Source organism: Ensifer sp. GW821-FHT05G01 (assembly GCF_059419585.1).
The window spans coordinates 900,508-922,178 of the sequence record NZ_JBWKSC010000001.1 but is presented as its reverse complement, the minus strand read 5'-3'; the positions used below and the strand labels follow the sequence as shown (position 1 = coordinate 922,178).

15 protein-coding genes and 1 riboswitch are annotated in these 21,671 nt (G+C 62.8%); of the genes, 7 read left to right on the top strand and 8 right to left on the bottom strand.

The window, feature by feature from the left end; genetic code table 11:
• Positions 1 to 104: 104 nt before the first annotated feature.
• Entirely contained in the window at positions 105 to 2,318 is a 2,214-nt protein-coding gene (locus AC07UR_RS04405; RefSeq protein ID WP_209787245.1) for a methyl-accepting chemotaxis protein, read from the bottom strand.
• A 250-nt stretch (positions 2,319 to 2,568) separates the two neighbouring features.
• Here AC07UR_RS04405 and AC07UR_RS04400 point away from each other — a divergent pair, with 250 nt between their 5' ends.
• On the top strand, positions 2,569 to 3,339 hold the full coding sequence (locus tag AC07UR_RS04400; protein WP_173419201.1) for a TlyA family RNA methyltransferase: 771 nt from the start codon (positions 2,569 to 2,571) through the stop codon (positions 3,337 to 3,339).
• Positions 3,336 to 4,586, top strand: coding sequence for a class I SAM-dependent RNA methyltransferase (locus AC07UR_RS04395; protein ID WP_209787246.1), 1,251 nt, complete (start codon positions 3,336 to 3,338; stop codon positions 4,584 to 4,586). Before AC07UR_RS04400 ends, AC07UR_RS04395 begins: the two co-directional genes overlap by 4 nt.
• A gap of 54 nt (positions 4,587 to 4,640) precedes the next feature.
• Here the strand turns inward: AC07UR_RS04395 and AC07UR_RS04390 are convergent, their stop codons facing one another.
• From AC07UR_RS04390 to AC07UR_RS04375, 4 genes are all read right to left on the bottom strand, one after another.
• Positions 4,641 to 6,857, bottom strand: a complete 2,217-nt coding sequence (locus AC07UR_RS04390; protein WP_327795803.1) for a methyl-accepting chemotaxis protein — start codon at positions 6,855 to 6,857, stop codon at positions 4,641 to 4,643.
• Between the two features lie 340 nt (positions 6,858 to 7,197).
• Entirely contained in the window at positions 7,198 to 9,297 is a 2,100-nt protein-coding gene (gene mcpU / locus AC07UR_RS04385; RefSeq protein WP_209787248.1) for a methyl-accepting chemotaxis protein McpU, read from the bottom strand.
• A 339-nt stretch (positions 9,298 to 9,636) separates the two neighbouring features.
• Complete coding sequence (locus AC07UR_RS04380) at positions 9,637 to 10,389, bottom strand: crotonase/enoyl-CoA hydratase family protein (RefSeq protein ID WP_209787250.1); 753 nt, start codon at positions 10,387 to 10,389, stop codon at positions 9,637 to 9,639.
• A gap of 11 nt (positions 10,390 to 10,400) precedes the next feature.
• Positions 10,401 to 12,179 carry an acyl-CoA dehydrogenase family protein gene (locus AC07UR_RS04375; protein ID WP_209787252.1) on the bottom strand — a complete coding sequence of 593 codons (1,779 nt, stop codon included), beginning with the start codon at positions 12,177 to 12,179 and terminating at the stop codon, positions 10,401 to 10,403.
• 198 nt (positions 12,180 to 12,377) lie between these two features.
• Between AC07UR_RS04375 and AC07UR_RS04370 the strand changes: the two genes are divergently transcribed.
• Positions 12,378 to 13,367, top strand: a complete 990-nt coding sequence (locus tag AC07UR_RS04370; RefSeq protein WP_209787253.1) for a transporter — start codon at positions 12,378 to 12,380, stop codon at positions 13,365 to 13,367.
• A gap of 62 nt (positions 13,368 to 13,429) precedes the next feature.
• Here the strand turns inward: AC07UR_RS04370 and AC07UR_RS04365 are convergent, their stop codons facing one another.
• A complete protein-coding gene (locus AC07UR_RS04365) occupies positions 13,430 to 13,873 on the bottom strand; it encodes a BA14K family protein (RefSeq protein ID WP_209788480.1) in 444 nt (147 codons plus the stop codon).
• A gap of 417 nt (positions 13,874 to 14,290) precedes the next feature.
• Between AC07UR_RS04365 and AC07UR_RS04360 the strand changes: the two genes are divergently transcribed.
• Positions 14,291 to 15,355, top strand: coding sequence for a glycoside hydrolase family 25 protein (locus tag AC07UR_RS04360; RefSeq protein WP_173419195.1), 1,065 nt, complete (start codon positions 14,291 to 14,293; stop codon positions 15,353 to 15,355).
• 98 nt (positions 15,356 to 15,453) lie between these two features.
• Here the strand turns inward: AC07UR_RS04360 and AC07UR_RS04355 are convergent, their stop codons facing one another.
• Both AC07UR_RS04355 and AC07UR_RS04350 read right to left on the bottom strand, forming a co-directional pair.
• On the bottom strand, positions 15,454 to 16,551 hold the full coding sequence (locus AC07UR_RS04355) for an FAD-binding oxidoreductase (RefSeq protein ID WP_173419194.1): 1,098 nt from the start codon (positions 16,549 to 16,551) through the stop codon (positions 15,454 to 15,456).
• A gap of 1 nt (position 16,552) precedes the next feature.
• Positions 16,553 to 17,797 (bottom strand): aromatic ring-hydroxylating oxygenase subunit alpha, encoded by a 1,245-nt coding sequence (locus AC07UR_RS04350; RefSeq protein ID WP_173419193.1) that lies wholly within the window; start codon positions 17,795 to 17,797, stop codon positions 16,553 to 16,555.
• 106 nt (positions 17,798 to 17,903) lie between these two features.
• A riboswitch (cobalamin riboswitch) is annotated at positions 17,904 to 18,105 on the bottom strand.
• 316 nt (positions 18,106 to 18,421) lie between these two features.
• On the opposite strand from AC07UR_RS04350, the gene AC07UR_RS04345 reads away from it, so the two are divergent.
• The 3 genes from AC07UR_RS04345 to AC07UR_RS04335 all read left to right on the top strand — a co-directional run bounded on the left by AC07UR_RS04345 (position 18,422) and on the right by AC07UR_RS04335 (position 21,668).
• Positions 18,422 to 19,021 (top strand): DUF6656 family protein, encoded by a 600-nt coding sequence (locus tag AC07UR_RS04345; RefSeq protein WP_209787256.1) that lies wholly within the window; start codon positions 18,422 to 18,424, stop codon positions 19,019 to 19,021.
• 86 nt (positions 19,022 to 19,107) lie between these two features.
• The gene (locus tag AC07UR_RS04340) at positions 19,108 to 20,082 is read left to right on the top strand and encodes an L-threonylcarbamoyladenylate synthase (protein WP_209787258.1); all 975 of its coding nucleotides are present in this window, start codon (positions 19,108 to 19,110) and stop codon (positions 20,080 to 20,082) included.
• Positions 20,083 to 20,234: 152 nt separating this feature from the next.
• Positions 20,235 to 21,668 (top strand): FAD-binding oxidoreductase, encoded by a 1,434-nt coding sequence (locus AC07UR_RS04335; protein ID WP_209787260.1) that lies wholly within the window; start codon positions 20,235 to 20,237, stop codon positions 21,666 to 21,668.
• The last annotated feature ends 3 nt before the right edge of the window (positions 21,669 to 21,671 follow it).

The window sequence follows — 21,671 nt, the reverse complement described above, 5'->3', positions numbered from 1 at the left end:
TAGAGACCCGAGAGAGAAACAGACGACCGCCGCGAAAGCAGGCAGTCCGAAAGAGAGAGAGACTCCGGCGCTGAACCGGGGTCTTTTGCTTTTCAAGGCAACGATCAGAATTCCTGCCAGTCGTCCTGCGCCACGGCCGCATTGCCGTGTGATATCGGACGTGCGGCACTCGCCGCGCGCACTGGTGCCGCGGGCGCCGCCATCGTGCGCGCCATGGCGCGCAGGTCGCTTGCCGCAGTCGCACCATTCGTTCGACCCGGCAGGGTGAAGCGGGCAATAAGCTCGCGCAGGCGTCCGGCTTCGCTGGCAAGCTGAGCGCTGGCGGCGTTGGCCTCTTCGACCATGGCCGCATTCTTCTGCGTCACCTGGTCCATCTGGTTGACGGCGGTGTTGACTTCGCTGAGGCCCACCGACTGTTCGCGTGCCGAAATGGCGATCGCGTCCATGTGCTGGTTGATCGTGGCGACGTGGCCACCGATCGCCTTCAGCGCCTCGCCGGTATCACGCACCAGCTTGACCCCACCTTCGACCTCGACGCTGGAATTGCGGATAAGCTCCTTGATCTCCTTGGCGGCCTTGGCCGAGCGCTGGGCAAGTTCGCGCACTTCCTGAGCAACGACGGCAAACCCCTTTCCGGCATCGCCTGCCCGCGCCGCCTCGACGCCGGCATTGAGCGCCAGGAGATTGGTCTGGAAGGCGATTTCATCGATGACGCCGATGATGTTGGAGATCTGGCCTGAGGAGCTTTCGATCCGGCGCATCGCCTCCACGGCGCTTGCGACCACGACACCGGATTTGGCAGCGCTTGAATTTGCCTCGCCGGCCACGGCGCGTGCTTCTTCGGCACGCCGGGTCGAGCTTGTAACATTGGCGGTGATCTCGTCGAGGGCCGCCGCCGTCTGCTCCAGCGAGGCGGCCTGCTGCTCCGTGCGCCGGGACAGGTCGTCCGCACTTTCGCTGATTTCGCGCGAGCCACCGTCGATCGAGCCGCTGGAATCGGCCACCGCTGCCAGCGCATCGCCAAGCCGGGAAACAGCCGAATTCAGATCATGACGCAGTTGTTCGAAGTCCGGCGCAAATGGCTCGGACAATTGGAAGGCGAGATCGCCAGCCGCCAGCCGCTGAAGGCCCCCGGCAAGACCTGAGGTCGCCTGGCGAAGGCGTGCCTGGGCGGCAGCTTCGGCCTCCTCCTGCAGGCGCACGCGCTCCGCATCGGCACGGGCGCGGTTTTCCGCAGCTTCCGCCTCCAGCCTCTGATTGGCGATCGCCGCCTGCCGGAAGATTTCGACAGCGCCGGCCATCTCGCCGATTTCGTCCTTCCGGCCGGCATAGGGAATAGCGGATGCAGTGTCGCCCTCGGCGAGACGCGTCATCGAACGGGTGGTGGCGACGATCGGTTTGGAAATTGTCCGACCGACGAGGAAGACGGTGGCGGCGATGATCGCGATCGCGGCGAAAATGGCGCCCAGCGCGATCTTCTCCACGAAAGCCTGCATTGAAGCGCTCTCCGTCTCGGCTTCAGCCTTCTCAGCCTCAATCGCGGTCGCCATCTGCTCGAAGATTGGCTCGACGTTGGAGAAAGTCTCGGACATCCGCCTGCGCAACGCAGTCTCGTTCTCAGCCAGCGCGGCGTAGTCCACAAAGGCAGCCCCATAATTTTTCAATGCTGCCAAGATCTTGGCTTGGTTTTCCTTGCCACCGAACAATTCGGCCGGGAAACCGGCGAAGGTCTTCACCTCCTCGGCATGTTTCTCGACGTATTTGTGATCGCGCCGCATGATGAAGTCTTTCTCGTGGCGCCGCATCGTCAACATGCTCGCCTGCAGCCCTTTGTCCGAAACGGACTTCAGCGCCTCCTCGATCGCGTGGACCGCGGCCCGCATCGCGCCTTCCTTGCCGGCCGACGGTTCAAGACCGAGTGTGCGATTGGCATCGGCAACGGCCACGAATTCACCGAGGTAGCGTTTGTACCCTTCGGAAATCAGCTTGAGTTGCGCCTGCGTCGACTGGCTGTCGAGCAGGTTGCCGAGCGCGGTGATCGTCTCGTTCGCCTTGGCGGCGACGTCCTGATGCGAAGCGGCATACTTCTCCTCCCGCCGCAGCAGAAAGTCCTTTTCGGCGCGACGATTCTGCAGGAACTGGCTTTCCAGAACCAGGAGCGCCCTGTCCGCGTCGCGATGCACTTGGACCTGCTCACGATACCCCTCCTCGATATCCCGCTCGACGATGAAGATGCCGACGATGGCGAGAATGCCGGCGACGGCGATCGGCACCAGCAGGCCGATACGGTGCGAAAGCCTGAGATGAAAGCGGGGCATGCGGAAACTCCTTGCGCCAGACGGCGTCAGGTCGAGGGATGATCAGATGTGTCGGGAGGTCCGATTAAGGGACGGAGATCCTGCTTCATGCAGGTTGCGACATTTGGCGAAATTGCCACGCATCATTTAAGGAGGCGTGAATATTAGCCGGTTTTCTTGGGGGTCTTTATTGCTGCGTCTTTCCCGCCGCAAAGCTCGCTTGACAGCGAAGGGGCTTGCCATAAGGCCAGCAAGCCGCCATGAGAGGCACATGTCAGAAGATCGTCAGAATGAAGAACACAAGAACAGGGTCCGCCTGGACCAGTTGCTGCTCAACACGGGACTGGTCGCCAGCCGCGCCCGTGCGCGCGACGCGATCCAGCGCGGCACCGTCAAGGTAGACGGCCGCACGGTCACCAAGCCATCCCTCGCTTTTGCCGAAAGCGTGACCATCACCATCGACGATCCGGCACAGGATTATGTTTCGCGCGCCGCGCTGAAGCTTGCCGCAGCGCTCGATCATTTCGGGCTTGATCCCTCAGGCGATAGCTGCGTCGATATCGGCGCCTCGACCGGCGGCTTCACCGAGGTGCTGTTGAAGCGCGGCGCCGAGCATGTGGTTGCGATCGATGTCGGCCATGGCCAGATCCATCCGCGCATCGAGAGCGATCCGCGCGTGACCAGCATCGAGGGCCTCAACGCCCGGGCGATGACCGAGGACGACATCGACAACCGCGACGTCACCTTCATCGTTTCCGATGTGTCCTTCATTTCCTTGAAGCTCGCCTTGCCGCCGGCACTCGAAATGGCGCTGTCCGGCGCGCACTGCATCCTGCTTGTCAAACCGCAGTTCGAGGCCGGCCGCGATGCGATCAGCAAGGCGGGCCTCTTGAAGGATCCCGACAGCGCACCCGCTGTTGCCGCCGAACTTGAGCGCTGGCTGGTCGAAGACATGGGCTGGCAAAGCCTTGGCCTCATCCCCTCCCCAATTGCAGGCGGTGACGGCAACGTCGAATTCCTGCTGGCCGGGAAAAAGCCATGAGCACGCAGACCCTGACGATCGCCCGCCTCGGCGCGCAGGGCGACGGCATCGCCGAGACCGAAGACGGTCCGGTCTACGCACCCTTTACTCTGCCGGGCGAAAGTGCTGCCCTTGCGGTCAACAAGTCCCACGGCACGCTGATCTCGCTGCGCGAAGCATCGCCGGATAGGGTCGAGCCGCACTGTCGGCACTTCGGCCCGGATGGCGAGAACGGCACCTGCGGCGGCTGCACGCTGCAGCATGCCGGCGATCCCCTCTATCAGACGTTCAAGCGCGACCTGGTGATCAACGCCCTGAAGTCTAAGGGCTTGAAGCCGGACGTCGCGCCGCTGATCACAGCCCATCCGGGCGAACGCCGCCGCGCCGTCTTCACCGCCCGCAAGACCGAAAAGGACCTGCTTCTCGGCTTCAACCAGGCGGAAAGCCACCACATCGTCGCGATTTCGGAATGTCCCGTCGCGAGCCCGGGTATTGTCTCGCGGCTCGCCACCATCAGCAAGATCGGTGCGGCCATGGCGGTCAACGCCGAGCCGTTCCGCATCACCGTTCTCGAGACGCTTTCGGGCCTCGACCTCTCGGTCGATGGCATCAAGGGATTTGGCGACCGCGAACGCCGGCGCACGGTCGAGACGGTTCTTGGCGAACGCGGCATTGCTCGCGTCAGCCTCAATGGCGAGATCATCGTCGAGCCGACCAAGCCCATCATCGAATTCGGAGGTGTCGCCGTTTCACCGCCTCCTGGCGGCTTCACCCAGGCAACACTTGCTGCGGAAGAGGCAATGGCGGCGCTGGTGCTCGATCATATCGGCAAGGCAAAACGCGTTGCCGACCTCTTTGCCGGCAGCGGCACGTTTGCGCTGCGCATGGCCCGCAAGGCGCGCGTGCATGCGGTCGAAGGCGAAGACAAGGCGCTGAAGGCGCTCGACTTTGCCGCCCGCAACACGCAAGGGCTGAAGCCGGTTACGATCGAAAAGCGCGATCTCTTCCGCCGGCCGCTGATGGCGCAGGAGCTGAAGGTCTACGACGCCATCGTCTTCGACCCCCCGCGCGCCGGTGCCGACGTGCAGTGTCAGGAGATTGCCCGCTCCGGCGTCAAGAAGGTCGTCGCCGTCTCCTGCAACCCGATCACGCTTGCGCGCGATCTCGCGATCCTTGTTGCCGCCGGCTACCGCATCACCTCGGTAACGCCGATCGACCAGTTCCTCTGGTCGGCCCATGTCGAGGCCGTCGCCACGCTGGAGAAATAGAAAAAGGCCCGGATTTCCGGGCCTTTTCTCATCATTCGTGTTGATATCGTAGCTTTATGCCGCCCGGCGACGGGACGTTGGTGCCGGCGCGTAGGCGCTCTGGGTGTTGCCCAGATTGAACTGGGCGAGAAGCGCGTTGAGCGAAGCTGCTTCGGAGGCAAGGCCATGGCTTGCCGCCGTCTGCTCTTCCACCATCGCCGCGTTCTGCTGCGTGCCCTGGTCCATAGTGTTGACCGCCGTGTTGATCTCTTGAAGACCGGTCGATTGCTCTCGCGTCGCGGTCACGATCGCGCTCACATGCTTGTTGATCTCCTGGACCTCGGCAACGATCGTCTGCAGCGCCTTGCCGGTATCGCCGACCAGCGTCACGCCGCTGCGCACCTGGTTGCCCGAGGTGGTGATCAGCGCCTTGATCTCCTTGGCGGCATTGGCCGAGCGCTGAGCAAGTTCGCGTACTTCCTGCGCGACGACAGCAAAGCCGCGGCCCGCATCGCCTGCCCGCGCCGCCTCGACGCCGGCATTCAGTGCCAAAAGGTTGGTCTGGAAGGCGATCTCGTCGATGACGCCGATGATGTTGGAGATTTCGCCAGAGGACTTCTCGATGGCGTGCATCGCCACGACGGCGTTGGCAACGACCTCGCCGGACTTTTCGGCACCAGCCCGGGTGCGGGCGACCAGCGCGCCAACTTCCTCGGCGCGACGGGCGGAGTCCTTGACCGTGGTGGTGATCTCTTCGAGCGCCGCTGCCGTCTCTTCGACGGAGGCTGCCTGCTGCTCGGTACGGCGGGCGAGATCGTCGGCCGCCGAGCGGATTTCCGTCGCGCCGGCATCGATGCCGCGGGCGTTCGCGCCGACGGCGCAGAGCGTGTCGTGCAGCTTGGCGACCGAGTTGTTGAAGTCGGCGCGCAGGCGGTCGAGACGATCGGCGAAGGGATTGTCGATGCGGTAGGCGAGATCGCCGTCGGCAAGACGACCGAGACCGGTTGCCAGACCATCGACGGCCTGCTGCACTTCGGCTGCCTCACGCGCATCCCGCGCCTGGCGTTCCAGACGTTCACGCTCCGACAGCGAACGGTTCGCATCCGCTTCGTCTTCGAGCTTGAGCTTGGCGATGGTCGCATCACGCAAGACCTGCAGCGAACGGGCGAGATCACCGATCTCGTCCTTGCGTTCTGCTTCCGACAGATCGACATCGGTCTTGCCGGCCGCGATTTCACCGGTGACGCCGATGACCGCTGCAACGCGTTTGCGGAAGCGGGTAGCGAGCGTCCAGCCGACCAGGATCATGATCAGCGCTGCGACGGCGATAACCGCGACGGAGATCATTGCAAGCTGCGAGAGACCGGCAAACACGGTCGCCTGCGGCACCGATACCACGACGTACCAGGTCGTATCCGGCAGAAGCTTGACTGGCACGGCAACGGCGATATGCACCGAGCCATCCGTATGGGTGAGTTCGAGCGCATGCTCGGTCTTGCCCAGAAGCTGGCCCCAGCCGCCGGCATCGAGCCCGGTGTCCTTCAGCGATTTACCGAGGAATTTCTCGTCAGGGTGGCTGATGATACTGCCGCCCTGGCTGACCAGCGAAACGAAACCGGTACCGAACGGCGCCAGCTTGCCAAGCTCCTTGGAGAGCTGGCCAAGCGCCATGTCGACGCCATCGACGCCGATGAAGGCATTGTCGAGCTTCAGCGGCACCATGATCGACGTCATCAGCACGTCCTGGCCGTTGATCTTGTAGAAGTAGGGCTCGGTGATCATGTCAAGGCCGGTCTTCTTGGGAACCTGATAGTAGTCACCCGCGCCCGGCTTGTCGTAGTCGATCAGCGCCTCGTGGACGATCTGGTCGCCGGAGCGCGCGATGTAGGGGATAAAGCGACCGCTGGCGTCATGGCCCGGCTTGCCGACGTATTCCGCATCCTTGCCGTCGAAGGCGTTTGGCTCCCAGGCGGTGCTGAGGCCGACGGCCAGAGGGTTGTCGCCGATCAGCGTCTTCAGCAGTGCGACCGTGCCTTCGCGAGATGCGGTGCCACTGTCCTTCATGGCGTAGAGGGCGGAGCGCATGTTGCTGGCGAGCGTCTTCGTCTCTGCGAACCTCGCTTCGACATTGGCAGCACTTGCATAGGCGGCGTTGGTCATCTCCGCGATGCTGCGCTCTTTTAGCTGCTGGTAGGATAGCCAGAACACGATGGCAGCCGTGACCATACAGGTCAAAAGGCCAGTCATTACGATGGCAAACATGTTGCGTGCGGTCGCAGTCTTAAGAATCACCGTTCGTCTCCCTTCGCGCGATCGCTTGAAAAGCGGATCACGAGCAAACTTCGAACGCGTGATGGAAAAGCCAAAACACGCGCAGCGTGAGGCAGGTGTCTGGAACACAGCGCGGCGGTCCTGAGGCGACCTTTTCAGGAGATGGACCCGATCGGCGGATGTGCGGTGCGAAGTCATTTCGCGGCAATCGGACGGTAGGCCCCGACACTTTATCAAAACGTAAAAAAGCAGAGTTCGAACAACGAATTACGGTTTCCGCGCTGGATTTTCGAGAAGCGGCGTCAAAACGCAAAGACCCGGGGTTGTGCCCCGGGTCTCATTTCGCATCCAGGATGTTTTATTATGCGGCGCGACGGCGCGGTGCTGCTGTCGGCGCGTAGGCGCTCTGGGTGTTGCCGAGGTTGAACTGGGCGAGAAGCGCGTTGAGCGAGGCAGCTTCGGACGCCAGACCATGGCTTGCCGCCGTCTGCTCTTCCACCATCGCGGCGTTCTGCTGCGTGCCCTGGTCCATGGTGTTGACCGCCGTGTTGATCTCCTGAAGACCCGTCGACTGTTCGCGCGTCGCAGTGACGATCGCGCTCACATGCTTGTTGATCTCCTGGACTTCGGCAACGATCGTTTCCAGTGCCTTGCCGGTATCGCCGACCAGCGTCACGCCGCTGCGCACCTGGTTGCCCGAGGTGGTGATCAACGCCTTGATCTCCTTGGCGGCATTGGCCGAACGCTGCGCCAGCTCACGCACTTCCTGGGCAACGACGGCAAAGCCCTTGCCCGCTTCCCCGGCGCGCGCCGCTTCGACGCCGGCATTCAGCGCCAGGAGGTTGGTCTGGAAGGCGATGTCGTCGATGACGCCGATGATGTTGGAGATTTCGCCAGAGGACTTCTCGATCGCATGCATCGCCACGACGGCGTTGGCGACGACCTCGCCGGACTTTTCCGCACCGGCGCGGGTGCGGGCGACCAGCGCGCCGACTTCCTCGGCGCGGCGGGCGGAGTCCTTGACCGTGGTGGTGATCTCTTCGAGCGCCGCTGCCGTCTCTTCGACGGAGGCTGCCTGTTGCTCGGTGCGGCGGGCGAGATCGTCGGCCGCCGAGCGGATTTCCGTCGCGCCGGCATCGATGCCGCGGGCGTTCGCCCCGACGGCGCAGAGCGTGTCGTGCAGCTTGGCGACCGAGTTGTTGAAGTCGGCGCGCAGGCGGTCGAGACGATCGGCGAAGGGATTGTCGATGCGGTAGGCGAGATCGCCGTCGGCAAGACGACCGAGACCGGTTGCCAGACCATCGACGGCCTGCTGCACTTCGGCTGCCTCACGCGCATCCCGCGCCTGGCGTTCCAGACGCTCACGCTCCGACACAGAACGGTTCGCATCCGCTTCGTCTTCGAGACGAGCACGTTCGACCGCATTGGCCTTGAAGACGGCGACGGCAGCAGCCATCGAGCCGATCTGGTCGGTACGCTCTTCACCGGGAATTTCGACGTTGTGGTTGCCCGAAGCGAGCTTTTCCATCGCGCCGGTCATGTCGGTGACGGGGCGGATGACCAAACGGTTGAGGAAGGTTGCAAGGAAGACGAGCATGACGCCGACCGCAAGAATGGTCGCGACGGTGGCGGCAATGCGGAACTGATCGATCGCGGAATAGGCGACATCGGCATCGATCACGAAGCCGACATACCATTCGACGGAAGGCAGGCCCTGAACGGGCACGAAGCTGACGATCATCGGCTTGCCGTCGAGTTCGGTGTTCATGATGCCGGAGCTGATCGTCGGTGTGTCGATCGGGAAGGCATCGGCAAGCGTCTTGGTGACGAGCTTGGAATCCGGGTGGACGAGGATCTGACCGTCCTTGCTGGCGAGGAAGGCAAAACCTTCACCGCCGACGTCGATGCCCTTGACCATCGAGACCAGTGTTTCCAGCGAGAAGTCGCTGCCGGCGACGCCGTATAGCTTGCCGTCACGCTTGACCGGGATGGCCGCGCTGATGATGAGTTCACCGGTCGAGGCGTCGACATAGGGCTCGGTGAGGACGCGCGCGTCGGCCTTGACCGCCTGCTGGTACCACGGACGCTGGCGCGGGTCGTAGCCGGCGGGCATCGGATTGTCAGGCCAGGTGATGAACTTGCCCGCCTCGTTGCCGACATAGGTCGACATGAACTCGCTGGTCAGGACGTCGTTCTTGAGGATCGGCTGGACGCCGGCGTCGTCAGCCGCACGGCCGGCGGCATCGGCCACCATCGCCGTCAAGGTGACGCGACCGTTCAGCCACTTGGCAACGCTCTGTGCCGCCTGATCGCCGGAGGACGAAATGTTTTCTTCGACGGCCTTCGTCGTGGTGTCGTACTGGAGGCTGTCGATGTAAACGGAAAAGCCGGCGAAGGCGGTGACAACGACACCGGACGCGGCAACCAGAATGCGCGTCATGAGGTTCGATCGCTTGGACAAGATGGGCTCCTAACAGGGGCCGGCGTGCTTCGCCGGACATGAGCTCTCGATGATTTTCACGCGCAGCATCGCTCAGCCGCCGGAATGGCGGTTGGGGCAAGCCTCGGGAAAACGTTGAACATGCCAAAAGGCGGAAGCGGCCATGCTTCATGCGGCCGGGGCCACCCTCGTGAGGATAGGCCTATCGCGCCGCACGCTAGCGTTTGCTATTTAAGAAGCGATTAAAATTGACATATGCGAGTTCGGGATGCCGACAGCAACGCGATCTTCACGATGGGACGGCTAGAAGGCCGCCCCCACCTTTGCATTTCAGGCGCCGAAAACACGTCTGGCAGAGATTTAGCGGCGCATGAAGGCTTCAAAGGCCGCCCTCGCCTCGGCGCTTTTCAGCTGTGCTGCGAAGTGCTTCGCCTCTTCGTCGATGCGCGCCAACACGTCGCTGCGGTCGCCGCGCACGAGATCGCGGGCAATACGCAGGGCCTCCGGCGGCTTCTTGGCAAGGCGGGCGGCGAGCGACAGGGTCTCGTCTTCGACCGCATCCTGGCCGACGATCTTCCAGATCAGGCCGGCCTCGAGCGCATCGCGCGCCTCCAACGGCTCGCCGGCGGCAAGCAGAGCGAAGGCCCGCTGGTGGCCCATGATGCGCGGTGCGATCAGGCTCGAAGCCGCTTCCGGCACCAGGGCCAGATCGACGAAGGGCGTCTTGAAGACCGAACGGGCAGAAGAGATCGTCAGATCGCAATGCAGGTGGATCGTCGTGCCGATGCCGATCGCCAGCCCGTCGACACCGGAGACGACCGGCTTGGCCGCGCTCGCGAGAGCCTTCAGAAAATCGATGACCTCCGTACCCATCGAGCCGCCCATGGCAAATGCCAGGAAGTCGGCCATGTCGTTGCCGGCGGAAAAGCAGCCGTCCGTGCCGAGAAACGCGGTGACGCGAACGGCCGGATCGCTACCGGCGACGGTCAAGGCATTGGTCATCTTCGCGTACATGTCGCGCGTGATGGCATTCTTCTTTTCCGGCCGGTTGAGGCGGATGACCTGAACACCGGGATAGGCGTCCGGACGCTCGACGAGGACGTGGTCGGTCATGATATTTCCTCTCAACCCAAGACAGCACGTGCGGCAGCGAGGCTGTCGGCACCGGTAACGACACGATCCTTCAAGGCGGAGGTTTCCGCCAGCATGTTTTCGGCGGCGAACCGGCTGAGCGCGATGCGCTGCTCGTCCTTGCCGTCAGACGCTTCGGCAAGACCACCCTTGGCAAGGTAGGCGCCGGTCAAAGCGAGGCCGAACAGGCGCTGATAGGCAGTGGCGCCTGCCAATGCCTCGGAGAGCTTGCCGGCTGACACGGCCGCGAGCAGCCATTCCGTCGCATCGGAGAGATCGTCAAGCGCTGCATCGAGCCGCGCGGCCGTCGCGCCGAAACCTTCGCGATTGGAGGCGCTGACCGCAGAAGCGATCTCGCGCAGCTCGGCGACGAAGCCGCGGACATGCTCGCCGCCCGAAAGCGGCAGTTTGCGGGTGACGAGATCGATCGCCTGGATGCCGTTGGTGCCCTCGTAGATCGGGGCGATACGTGCATCGCGCAGGTAACGGGCGGCCCCCGTCTCTTCGATGAAGCCCATACCACCGTGAACCTGGATGCCGAGCGAAGCGACGTCGACGCCGGCATCGGTGGCGAACGACTTGGCGATCGGCGTCAACAGGCTGGAGCGCTCCTGCCAGTAGGTCGCCTTGGCGCCGTCAGCGTGGCCCATGTCCACCGCGTGGGCACAGGCATAGGCGATGGCGCGCGAGCCTTGCGTCAGGGATTTCATCGTCAGCAGCATGCGGGCGACATCCGGGTGCTCGATGATCGGGCTCATGCCTTGGCCGGCCCAACCGGGTGCCTTGCCCTGCGTGCGTTCCTTGGCAAAGGCGATCGCCTTCTGGGTGGCGGCGTCCGCAATCGCGACACCCTGCATCCCGACCGCAAGCCGGGCGTTGTTCATCATCGTGAACATGCAGGCAAGGCCGCGGTTTTCCTCGCCGATCAGGTAGCCGATCGCACCCTTCTCGGCGCCGAACTTGCCGTCGCCGTAAATCATCGTGCAGGTCGGCGAACCGTGGATGCCGAGTTTGTGCTCCAGCGAATGGCAGAACAGATCGTTGCGCTCGCCGAGCGAACCGTCGTCATTCACCAGGAATTTCGGCACCAGGAACAGCGAAATACCCTTGGTGCCCGCAGGCGCATCCGGCAACCGCGCGAGCACAAGATGGACGATGTTGTCGGTAAAGTCGTGTTCGCCCCAGGTGATGAAGATCTTCTGGCCGAAAATGCGATAGCTGCCGTCGTCGCGGCGCTCGGCCCGGGTCTTCAGAACACCGAGATCGGAGCCGGCATGCGGCTCCGTCAGGTTCATGGTGCCGGTCCACTCGCCGGAAACCATCTTCGGCAGATAGGTCGCCTTCAGCGCCGCGGAGCCGTGCTTCTCCAGCGCGTCGACGGCACCCATTGTGAGCGTGGGCCCGAGCGCGAAGGCCATCGAGCCGGCATTCCACATTTCCATCGCCGCGACATGCAGCATATGCGGCAGGTTCTGGCCGCCGAATTCATCCGGCGCCGTTAGCCCGTTCCAGCCGCCGCCGATCCAGTTGTGGTAGAGATCGCGCCAGCCATCCGGTGTCTGGACCTTGCCATCGACGAGGCGCGAACCCTGCCTGTCGCCGACATCGCCGAGCGGCGCCACTTCCTCGGTCGCGAACCGTCCGGCCTCCGACAGGATTGCATCGACGAGGTCTTCGCCGAGATCGCCGAGGGCGCCGCTTTCCAGCGCGCCAGCCATGCCGGCCACGTGCTTCAAGGTGAACGCAATCTCGTCAACGGGTGCCTTGTACATGATGATCCTCCCAGATTCCGGGCCGCTCACGCGGCCGCCGGCGCATCTTCGTTTGGCCGAACACTATTGATTTTTACGTAAACGTCAACGTCAATTCAGACCACCATACGATGGCTGCCGGCGCAGGCCGCACCGTAACAAAACTGTCATCAACGGCGCATAGAAGCCAGTAACGATGGCTCTCGCCAAGGCGTTCACATGAACCTGATTTCCCCAGAAATACCCGGCCTCGTCTGGGCCTACCGCTTCCTGCCGGGCGAAAGCCGATGCCAGCGCATCGCCAACGATGCCTCGATCGACGGACTGCTGAAGGGCGACGGCTGGATCTGGCTGCATCTGGCGCTGTCGGACGCCCGCACGCCAGGCCTGATCGAGCGGATCGGCAACCTGCCGCCGGCCGCGGTGACGACGCTGACCAGCCACGATACCCAGGCCGCAATCACCGTGTCGGACGACATCGTGCATGGAACCCTTGTCGATTTCGAGCGTACGTTCGACGCGGTGACGAAAACGATCGGCTGGCTGCATTTCGCCGTCAGCGACAAAGTGATCATCACCACCCGGCTGCACCCGCTGCGCAGCATCGACCGAGTGAAAGCCGCGGTCGAAAAAAGCACCAAATGCGCGCGGCCGATCGATCTGTTCGAAATGCTGGTGGTGGAATTCCAGCGCACGCTGATTTCGCTCGTACTGGAGTTGACCGAAGAGCTGAACGTTATCGAGGACCACGTCTATGGCGAGGCCGGCCACCGTCAGCAGCCGGGCCTGGCGCCGCTACGCCGGACCGTCGTGCGTCTTCATCGGCACCTGCGCACGATCCTCGCCCTGCTTCGGCGCGCCGGCGCGTCGGAGGAAGACGAGGTGCCACCCGGCTTCATCGACGTCACGGAGCGCCTTTCGGATCGGCTGGAGGCTGTCGACCGCGACGTCTTTGCGCTGCAGGAACGTGCCCGTCTGCTGCACGAGGAGATCGACAGCAAGATTTCGTCCGAAACCAACCGGCACCTCTACATCCTGTCGCTGATGACGGCCTTCCTGCTGCCGCCGACACTGGTCACCGGCTTCTTCGGCATGAACACCGGCGCGCTGCCCTTTGCCGATGGCGGCGGCACGCTCTATGCGGCGCTGTTCATCGCGCTTTCGATGGGCCTTGCCTGGTGGATCCTCCGGCGGATCGGCATTCTCTGACCTTGCCGACATGCGAAAGGCCGGAGATTGTCCGGCCTTTTGCACCATCTATTTCCTAGCACTCAGCTGTAAGGCGAGTAGCACTGCCGGCGCGGGGCGCCATAGGGCTGGTAGGTATTGTCGTAGGCACGATAAGACCGATAGCGGTCATAGCACCACTGCACGTGGCGGCTGCCATAGGCAGGAGCGGGACGCTCGTAGCGCGGCGGCTGGGCGATCGCACCGCCGACGATCACGCCGGTGCCGAAGGCGGCCATCGGGTACCACCAGCCATCGTAGTAGCGATATCCGGGCCTGCGATAGTTATAACCGCGATAGCCATTATAATAATAATATCCGCCGCGGCGTTCGTAGCCGGGTCGGCGATACTGGATCTCGGTTGCGTCGCTCAGGCGTTCGACTTGGCGCTCGACACGCGGCGGAGCCGGCATGAAAGCCTGGGACGGCGCGGCCGACGTCATCAAGACTGCCGAAGCAATCACTGTGGCGAACCAATTGCCCGTCATTGTTCTCATTTAACCCTCCATAAGAGCCATGCGCGCTTCCGGCGCCTGCGAACCACCATCACGAGTTCTGTGCGATCTCATCCCGTTTCGGCACCGCGCGCCGGCGTCGCCTGATCGAAAGAAGCGAAATCGTCCATCAACGCCTAAGTGACGGGTTTTGTTCCATGATCCGGAACGAAAAATCGCGCCTCCGCCGACGCGACGGCGCATCGTGAGACGCTGGCGTACCAATCATGAGAGGCCCCTTGCGCTTCTGTGACGCTGCAGACAGGGCAATGGCCGAGCGAAATGACAGCAATAGTAGGCGCAGCTGATATACAGCCACAAGTCTCTATACATTCGCCGCGGTCTCAAGCACAGTCGGCTCGGGGACTGGGATTTACGATCCATTAACTGTAGTGTCGGCAATCTCACTGAATGGCAAAGCGGTATATCTCCACTGTACGGATGATTCTGCGCCTCGCGACCCTTCTGGGTCTGGCATTCGCGGCGGCAAACGCGCGCGCCGGTGAGCTGGAGCCCTGGAAGACGAAATCAAACGCCATCATCGTCGATGCCTATGAGATGAACAGCATCGACTGGGAGGCAATGTTTGCCGACAAGCGCATCTCCGGCTTCATTGCCAAGGCTTCCGACGGTCTGCCGGAAAGCTTCTCCTGCACCGGCGATCATGGTGGCGACACGTTTGCCCACTGCAAGACGATGTGGCGCAAATACGCGGTCAGCCGCGAGCTATATCAGACACGGCGGATGATCGCGCGCTCCCATGGGCTGCTCTGGGGCGCCTACCATCTCGCCCGCCCCGGCAACCCGGTCGATCAGGCCAACCATTTCCTCGACTATGCGGAGCCCCGCGACGACGAGCTGATGGTGCTCGATCTCGAAGGCATCGACCCCAAAAAATACATGTCGCTCGAAGACGCGGCGATCTTTGCCGGTCACATCAAGACCCGCACCGGCCGCTATCCGATGCTCTACACCAACCATGTGACGGCGAAATACATCGCGGCCAACCGCTCCAGGTATCGGCTGCTGTCGCGGCTGCCGCTCTGGTATGCCCGCTACAAGCCGGATATCCGTCAGGTTTTCCCGATGGGCAACTGGGACAGCTACGCGCTGTGGCAGTTCTCGTCAGGCGTCAATTGCGGCAAGCGCCGCTGTCCCTATCGTGTGCCCGGCACGCTCGACGACATCGACGTCAATGTCGCCGCGATGACCAGCACCGCCTTGCGGTCGATCTGGGCGGACGGTGTCTTGTTGCCGGAAAAACCGATGCCCCTCGTTCTCTTGGCGAAGGCCGACAAAGGGGCCGGCGTATCCAGCTCTGCCCAGGCAGAGGCCACAATCGAAACCCAGCCGCTGCTCATTAGCCGCGCGGAAGCCGCCAGCGCTGCGGGCGAAGGCGTCGACATGATGGCGACCGGATCGATCGATTTCGGCCGTCATGATCGCGCGGTGCGGCTGGCTGCCGCCAGCCGCTGACGGGCCTACAGGCCCGTGCGTCTTTTCAAACACACGAACGTTGCTGTCGATCTCCCAATCGCTGCAGGGAGGAACCTCCCCGCAACCATTGCCCGCGATCAGGCCTCGATCTGCACGTCCCCGAGCGGGCGCGAGCAGCAGGCAAGGATATAGCCTTCGTCAATTTCGTCGTCGAGAATGCCGCCGTTGTGGTTCATCTCGACCTCGCCGGCGACTTTCATCACCCGGCAGGTGCCGCAGATGCCGCCTTCGCAGGCAGCCCCGATCCTGACGCCATTGGCGCGTGCCGCCTGCAGGATGGTCTGGCCGGGCTTGGCCTCGATCTCCTTGCCGCTCATGGTGAACACCACCTTGGCGACCTGCGCGTCAGCATCGGTTGCCACCCCTGCCCTGACTGCGATCTCCTCGGCGGCTGGTGCTGCGGCCGGCTGGAAGCTTTCCTCGTGATAGCGGCTCATGTCGAAGCCGGCGGCCGTCAACAGCTCGCGCACGCCGCGCATGAACGGCTCCGGACCGCAGCAGAATACGGTGCGTTCCAGGAAGTCGGGCGCAAGCAGCGGCAGCTTGGCGCCGTCGATGCGGCCGCGCAGGCCGTGCCAGCCGTGCCGGGCCTCATGCCCCTCGACCACAAAGCCGAGGTTCAGCCCCGACATCTGGCGCGCCAGCACTTCGAGCTCTGAGCGAAACAGAATATCATCCGGCCGGCGCGCGCAGGAAATGAAGGTGACGTCGGTCTCCGGAATGCAGTCTGCCATCCATCGCGTCATCGACATCATCGGCGTGACGCCGGAGCCTGCCGAGATGAACAGGTATTTTTCGCCGGGATGGCGCACGAAGCTGAAATCGCCGAGCGGGCCGAAGGCCTTCAGCCGCATGCCCGGCTTCAGGTGATCGAACATCCAGCGCGTGCCGATGCTGTCGGCCTGCGCCTTGACGGTGACGGCGATCGAAAGCGGCCGGGAAGGCGTCGACGACAGCGTGTACGTGCGCATCACCGGCTCGTCGTCGGTCACCGGCAGTTCGAGCGTGACGAACTGACCGGGCAGATAACGGAACCAGGCCGGCTTCTCGGGCCGGAAGGTAAAGGTCATCACATCCGCGGTCTCCATGACCGCGGATGTGCATTCGAGCATGTTCTGCCTGTCGATCCAGACATGGAGTTCATCGAAGTGATGGAACGAGGATGCCATCTGCATATCAGGCGACCCTAAAGAGCGGAGCAGCTTCGCCCTGGAGGCGCTGCTCCATGAACTTGCAGTACCATTCGACGAACTGCATCACACCGCCTTCGTGATCGGGCGAATAGGGCCCTGACTGGTAGGCCGGCGAGCGGATACCGAAAGCGTTTTCCTCGACGATCTGGCGATCCTGATCGTTGGTCTCGGTCCACACGTGCGTCAGTTCTTCCAGATTGTAGTCGACGCCCTCGACCGCATCCTTGTTGACCAGCCACTTGGTCGTAACCTGCGTCAGCTCAGGCCCGAGCGGCAAAACGCGGAAGGTGATCGCATGGTCGGCCAGCACATGGTTCCAGGTCGACGGATAATGGAACAGAAGCAGCGTACCGATATGCTTCTGACTGACATCCGCCGACAATTGCCGCCGCACGGCGCGGGCGCCGGACATGGTGTAACTCTCGGCGTCGTCGATCAACGGCATGCGCGCCGAGCGGAACTGGCCGGTCTCGGACATGCGGAACTCGCTCGGAAGCCCGGACGCTTCGCATTTTTCCCAATGGGCGGCGATGACAGGATCATCCTTGGCGCCTTGCACGCCGGTCGCCGTCGGGGCTTCCGGATAGGTCCGGCAAAGCTCGGGATGGTTGGCTGCGCAATGGTAGCACTCGCGGTTGTTTTCCCAGACGAGCTTCCAGTTGCCCTTCTCTATGATGGTGCTTTCGAAGGCGACCTTGGTTTCGCCAAGGCGGTGCGGCGCGAGATAGGGCGCGACCATGTCGCGGAACGGAGCGAAGTCCATCGGCTGTTCGGACAGGTTGATGAAGATGTAGCCACCGACCGTTTCGCAGTGGATCGGCTTCAGGCTGTGGGCGGCCTTGTCGAAATCCTCGCCCATCTGACGGGCAAAGAGCAACGTGCCGTCGAGCTCGTAGGTCCACTGATGGTAGGGACAGACGAGCTTGGCCGATGAGCCCTTGTGCTGCGAGCAGACGCGGGAACCGCGGTGACGGCAAGAATTGTGCAGCGCGCGGATCGTGCCCTGCCGGTCGCGGACGATGACGACGGGGTAATCGCCGACCTGAACGGTGAAATAGTTGCCGGCGCGCGGGACCTCGCAGTCGTGGCCGATGAACAGCCAGTCCTTGTACCAGATGCTCTCGAGATCCTGCCTGTAGTAGTCGGGGTCGATGTAGAAGGCCCGGTCGAGGCTGTAGCCGTCGCGTCGGCCCTTCAGCTTGCGGAGCATATCGCCCTTGATGTCCATGTCCTATCCTCGTTGGCCTTGTTTCGGAGAGGCAGGACTGGAACCCACGCAGGCGCAATGCCTGTGCGATGACGGCTCCGATCCGGCTGCCCGCCGCAACCCGTTACGGTCTATTCGTGTCAAGGCTGGTTTCCGGGCTCAGGAGCTATCCGCAAGGACCAGCCCGGCGCCTTCCCGGACGGAACCGTCCAGTGGCTTTTTGCCGAGGCTTTCGCTCCACCACCGTTGCGGGGGCAGCGCCGGGTTTTGACCGGCTTCCCAATTCTCCGTCTTCCCTAAGAGGCGGCACCTTGAGTAGGCATATCTAATCGCGGAAGCCGTCGTCGCAGCTGCCGATTAACGACATCCAATTCCAGAAAGACGACACAGTGCATCCCGTGTCTGAAACACCACAAGGCCGACTATTTGTCATTATAAACAATGAGATAGATCAAATATTGGGCAGTTGTCGCTTTTTCCGGCAAAGCCGGCGCGAAAGCGCGAAGCCTTCGCCATTTTGCGACATCCGTTGCGGCGTCGGCTCATCCATCCTGGCCGGCGCAATGAAATCTTCCATTAACCATAATGCATTAGCGTCGCCTGACGGAGAAACCGGCCGAACCGGCAAACAGCGCATTGAAGTCCATGGCAAAGCTCAAATACTACGACGCCGCAGCCGAGAAGCTGCCCACGATCGCTCCGAAGACAGCGGTCCATACCGAGTTCCTGCGCACCGGCCGCATCGAAAGGCGGCAATGGTCGCAGCGCGAACGGCGCTATCTCAGCTATGACGAGGTTGCCCAGCGCACCGGCCACAAGCTGACAACCGCCGGCGAAACGACGCACAAGCGGATGAACGGCTTCCACACCTCGATCCAGTTTCCCAAGATGATCTTCCACCGCACGCTCGCCGGTCGGCCGCATCTGGGCTATTGCCATGTGACGGCGGCGAGAACACATCTCGCCCAATCCAAGGACGTGACCTGGTCCTTCTACTTCGCCAACTTCTTCTGCGATCTCGGCGACGAAAAGCACTTCTTCGAGCGTATCCAGACCGGCTATTCCCGGATGTACTTCGCCGTCGCCATCGAACCCGACGCGCAGGAAGGTCAGATGACCATCAATCGCAGCGTCAGCGACAATGGCCTGCTCTTTCGCACCGACGACCCGAAGGTCGCGCTCAAGAACGTTCTGATGCTCGGTGCGCGCGACGAGGCGCTGCGGCGCATCATCCGCAGCCTCTGAACCACCGGCACGCTTCCCTTGAAGAAAATCGTTCTGTTTTCATCGTGGCTCCTTTAAGGAGACCTCGAAAGGGAAACGGAAGCGATATGGCCGAAATCATCGACACACGGACCGAGCCGGAACGCGCGATCGAGCGCGCCTGCGCTGTGCTTGCCGAAGGCGAGCCCGTCGCCATTCCCACAGAAACGGTCTACGGCCTGGCCGCCGATGCCACCAACCCGGATGCGATCAGCCGCATTTATGAGATGAAGGGGCGCCCGCGCTTCAACCCGCTGATATCGCACGTGTCCGACATGGCGATGGCTGAAGCCCATGTGATATTCGATCCGTTGTCGCGACGCCTGGCCGACGCCTTCTGGCCCGGCCCGCTGACGCTGATCCTGCCCCAACGCCCGACAAGCTCCGTGCATGCGCTCGCCTCGGCCGGCCTCAACACCCTGGGCATCCGCATGCCCGATGGCTTCTCCCGTCGGGTAATTGCCCGTTTCGGCCGCCCGCTCGCCGCACCGAGCGCCAATACGTCAGGCAAGATCAGCCCGACGAGCGCTGCCCATGTGGACGCCGATCTCGGCCCACGCCTCAAGCTCATTCTCGACGCCGGCTCGGCCGAGATCGGGCTTGAATCGACGATCATCAAGGTCGAGGACGGGGCTTTGCGCCTGCTGCGTCCGGGCGGTCTCGACGTCCTCGATATCGAAAATCTGACCGGCCTTGCCGTGTCGAGACCCGAAAGTGCCGGCGCGACAATCGAGGCTCCGGGCATGCTCGCCTCGCACTATGCGCCGGGCGCTGCAGTCCGACTCGACGCAGGCGACGTGCGCCCGGGAGAAGCCCTGATCCGCTTTGGCAACACAGTGCTCCCCGGCGAAGAGCATGCAGCGATCGTGCTCGATCTCAGCCCGGCAGGCAGCCTGCGCGAGGCAGCTGCCAATCTGTTCGACTATATGAAGAAAGCCGATGCCAGCGGCGCCGCGACCATTGCCTTCGCTCCCATCCCCCCGGAAGGTTTGGGCGAAGCGATCCTTGACCGGCTGCAGCGTGCGGCAGCCCCAAGAGACTGACCGACAGACATTTTTACAGCGCCGTGCGTCAAATATGACGCGCAAAGGACGCTGTAACGCTTTAAGCTCGCTGCACAATTTTCTCCTTAAATCGATTCCGATTTAACGAATTATGCAGTAGCGCCGCCGGGCGCATTTGCGAAGGCAGGGCCATGACGACGACGCTCCCCTCTCCCGAACTGATCGCCTCCTTCATCGACATCGTCGGCAGCGCCAATGCGCTGACGAACCCGGCTGACCTTGCCCCCTATCTCATCGAATCCCGCGGGCTCTACAAGGGCACCACGCCCATGGTGCTTCGACCCGGTTCGGTCGAGGAAGTGTCGCGCATCATGAAACTTGCAAGCGCAACCCGGACGGCGATCGTTCCTCAGGGCGGCAACACCGGCCACGTGGCGGGACAGATCCCGCGCGAGGGCAAGGCCGACATCGTCCTGTCACTGCAGAGACTGAACCAAATTCGCGACGTCGACCCCGTCGGCAATGTCATCGTTGCCGACGCCGGCTGTATCCTCGCCGATATCCAGAAGGCGGCCGACGACAACGACCGGCTGTTTCCGCTGTCTCTGGGGTCTGAAGGGTCGGCCCGCATCGGCGGCAACCTCTCGACCAATGCCGGCGGCACGGCGGTGCTTGCCTACGGCAACATGCGCCAGCTTTGCCTCGGCCTCGAGGTGGTGCTGCCAACCGGCGAGATCTGGGACGGGCTGCGGCGGCTGAAGAAGGACAATACCGGCTACGACCTGCGCGATCTGTTCATCGGCGCCGAAGGCACGCTCGGCGTGATCACCGGTGCCGTCCTCAGGATGTTTCCGAAGCCGCTTGGTCACCAGGTGGCCTTTGCCGGCGTCGGCAGCGTCGAGCATGCGCTTGCCCTCTTCGACAGGGCATCAAGCCTCTGCGGGTCGGCGCTGACCGGTTTCGAACTGATGCCACGCCTCGGTGTCGAGTTTACTGCCAAGCATATTCCTGGCGTGCGCGACCCTATGGACACCGTTCACCCATGGTACGCGCTCATCGACATTTCCACGTCCGATTCCGCAGAAAGTGCCGAGCGCATGGTGCATGAACTGCTTGAGCAGGGCATCGTCGCCGGGTTGGTCGAAAACGCCGTGATTGCCACGAGCGAGGAACAGCGCAAGGCCCTTTGGCACATGCGCGAAAGCATGTCGCCGGCGCAGAAGCCGGAAGGCGGCTCGATCAAACACGACGTTTCCGTCCCCGTTTCAAGCATTCCCGCCTTTATGAAAGAGACCGATGCCGCTGTCATGCGGGCGATGCCGGGGGCGCGCATCTGCTCGTTCGGCCACATGGGCGACGGCAACATCCACTACAATATTTCGCAGCCCATCGGTGCCGACAAACAGGTCTTTCTCGATCGCTGGCGGGAAATGAACGCCATCGTTCACGGCATCGTCGCGAAATACAACGGCTCGATCTCGGCCGAACATGGCATCGGACAACTGAAGCGCGACGAGCTCGCCGAAGTCCGCACTCCGATCGAGATCGAGCTGATGCGCCGCATCAAGCACGCTTTCGATCCGGCCGGCATCATGAACCCGGACAAGGTCTTGCGGGCGGACTGATGG

Bases quoted from the DNA above. Each gene is read 5' to 3' on its own strand.
- AC07UR_RS04405 (WP_209787245.1), bottom strand. From the start codon at position 2,318: ATGCCCCGCTTTCATCTCAGGCTTTCGCACCGTATCGGCCTGCTGGTG.
- AC07UR_RS04400 (WP_173419201.1), top strand. From the start codon at position 2,569: ATGTCAGAAGATCGTCAGAATGAAGAACACAAGAACAGGGTCCGCCTG.
- AC07UR_RS04395 (WP_209787246.1), top strand. From the start codon at position 3,336: ATGAGCACGCAGACCCTGACGATCGCCCGCCTCGGCGCGCAGGGCGAC.
- AC07UR_RS04380 (WP_209787250.1), bottom strand. From the start codon at position 10,389: ATGACCGACCACGTCCTCGTCGAGCGTCCGGACGCCTATCCCGGTGTT.
- AC07UR_RS04375 (WP_209787252.1), bottom strand. From the start codon at position 12,179: ATGTACAAGGCACCCGTTGACGAGATTGCGTTCACCTTGAAGCACGTG.
- AC07UR_RS04370 (WP_209787253.1), top strand. From the start codon at position 12,378: ATGAACCTGATTTCCCCAGAAATACCCGGCCTCGTCTGGGCCTACCGC.
- AC07UR_RS04365 (WP_209788480.1), bottom strand. From the start codon at position 13,873: ATGACGGGCAATTGGTTCGCCACAGTGATTGCTTCGGCAGTCTTGATG.
- AC07UR_RS04360 (WP_173419195.1), top strand. From the start codon at position 14,291: ATGGCAAAGCGGTATATCTCCACTGTACGGATGATTCTGCGCCTCGCG.
- AC07UR_RS04355 (WP_173419194.1), bottom strand. From the start codon at position 16,551: ATGCAGATGGCATCCTCGTTCCATCACTTCGATGAACTCCATGTCTGG.
- AC07UR_RS04350 (WP_173419193.1), bottom strand. From the start codon at position 17,797: ATGGACATCAAGGGCGATATGCTCCGCAAGCTGAAGGGCCGACGCGAC.
- AC07UR_RS04345 (WP_209787256.1), top strand. From the start codon at position 18,422: ATGGCAAAGCTCAAATACTACGACGCCGCAGCCGAGAAGCTGCCCACG.
- AC07UR_RS04340 (WP_209787258.1), top strand. From the start codon at position 19,108: ATGGCCGAAATCATCGACACACGGACCGAGCCGGAACGCGCGATCGAG.
- AC07UR_RS04335 (WP_209787260.1), top strand. From the start codon at position 20,235: ATGACGACGACGCTCCCCTCTCCCGAACTGATCGCCTCCTTCATCGAC.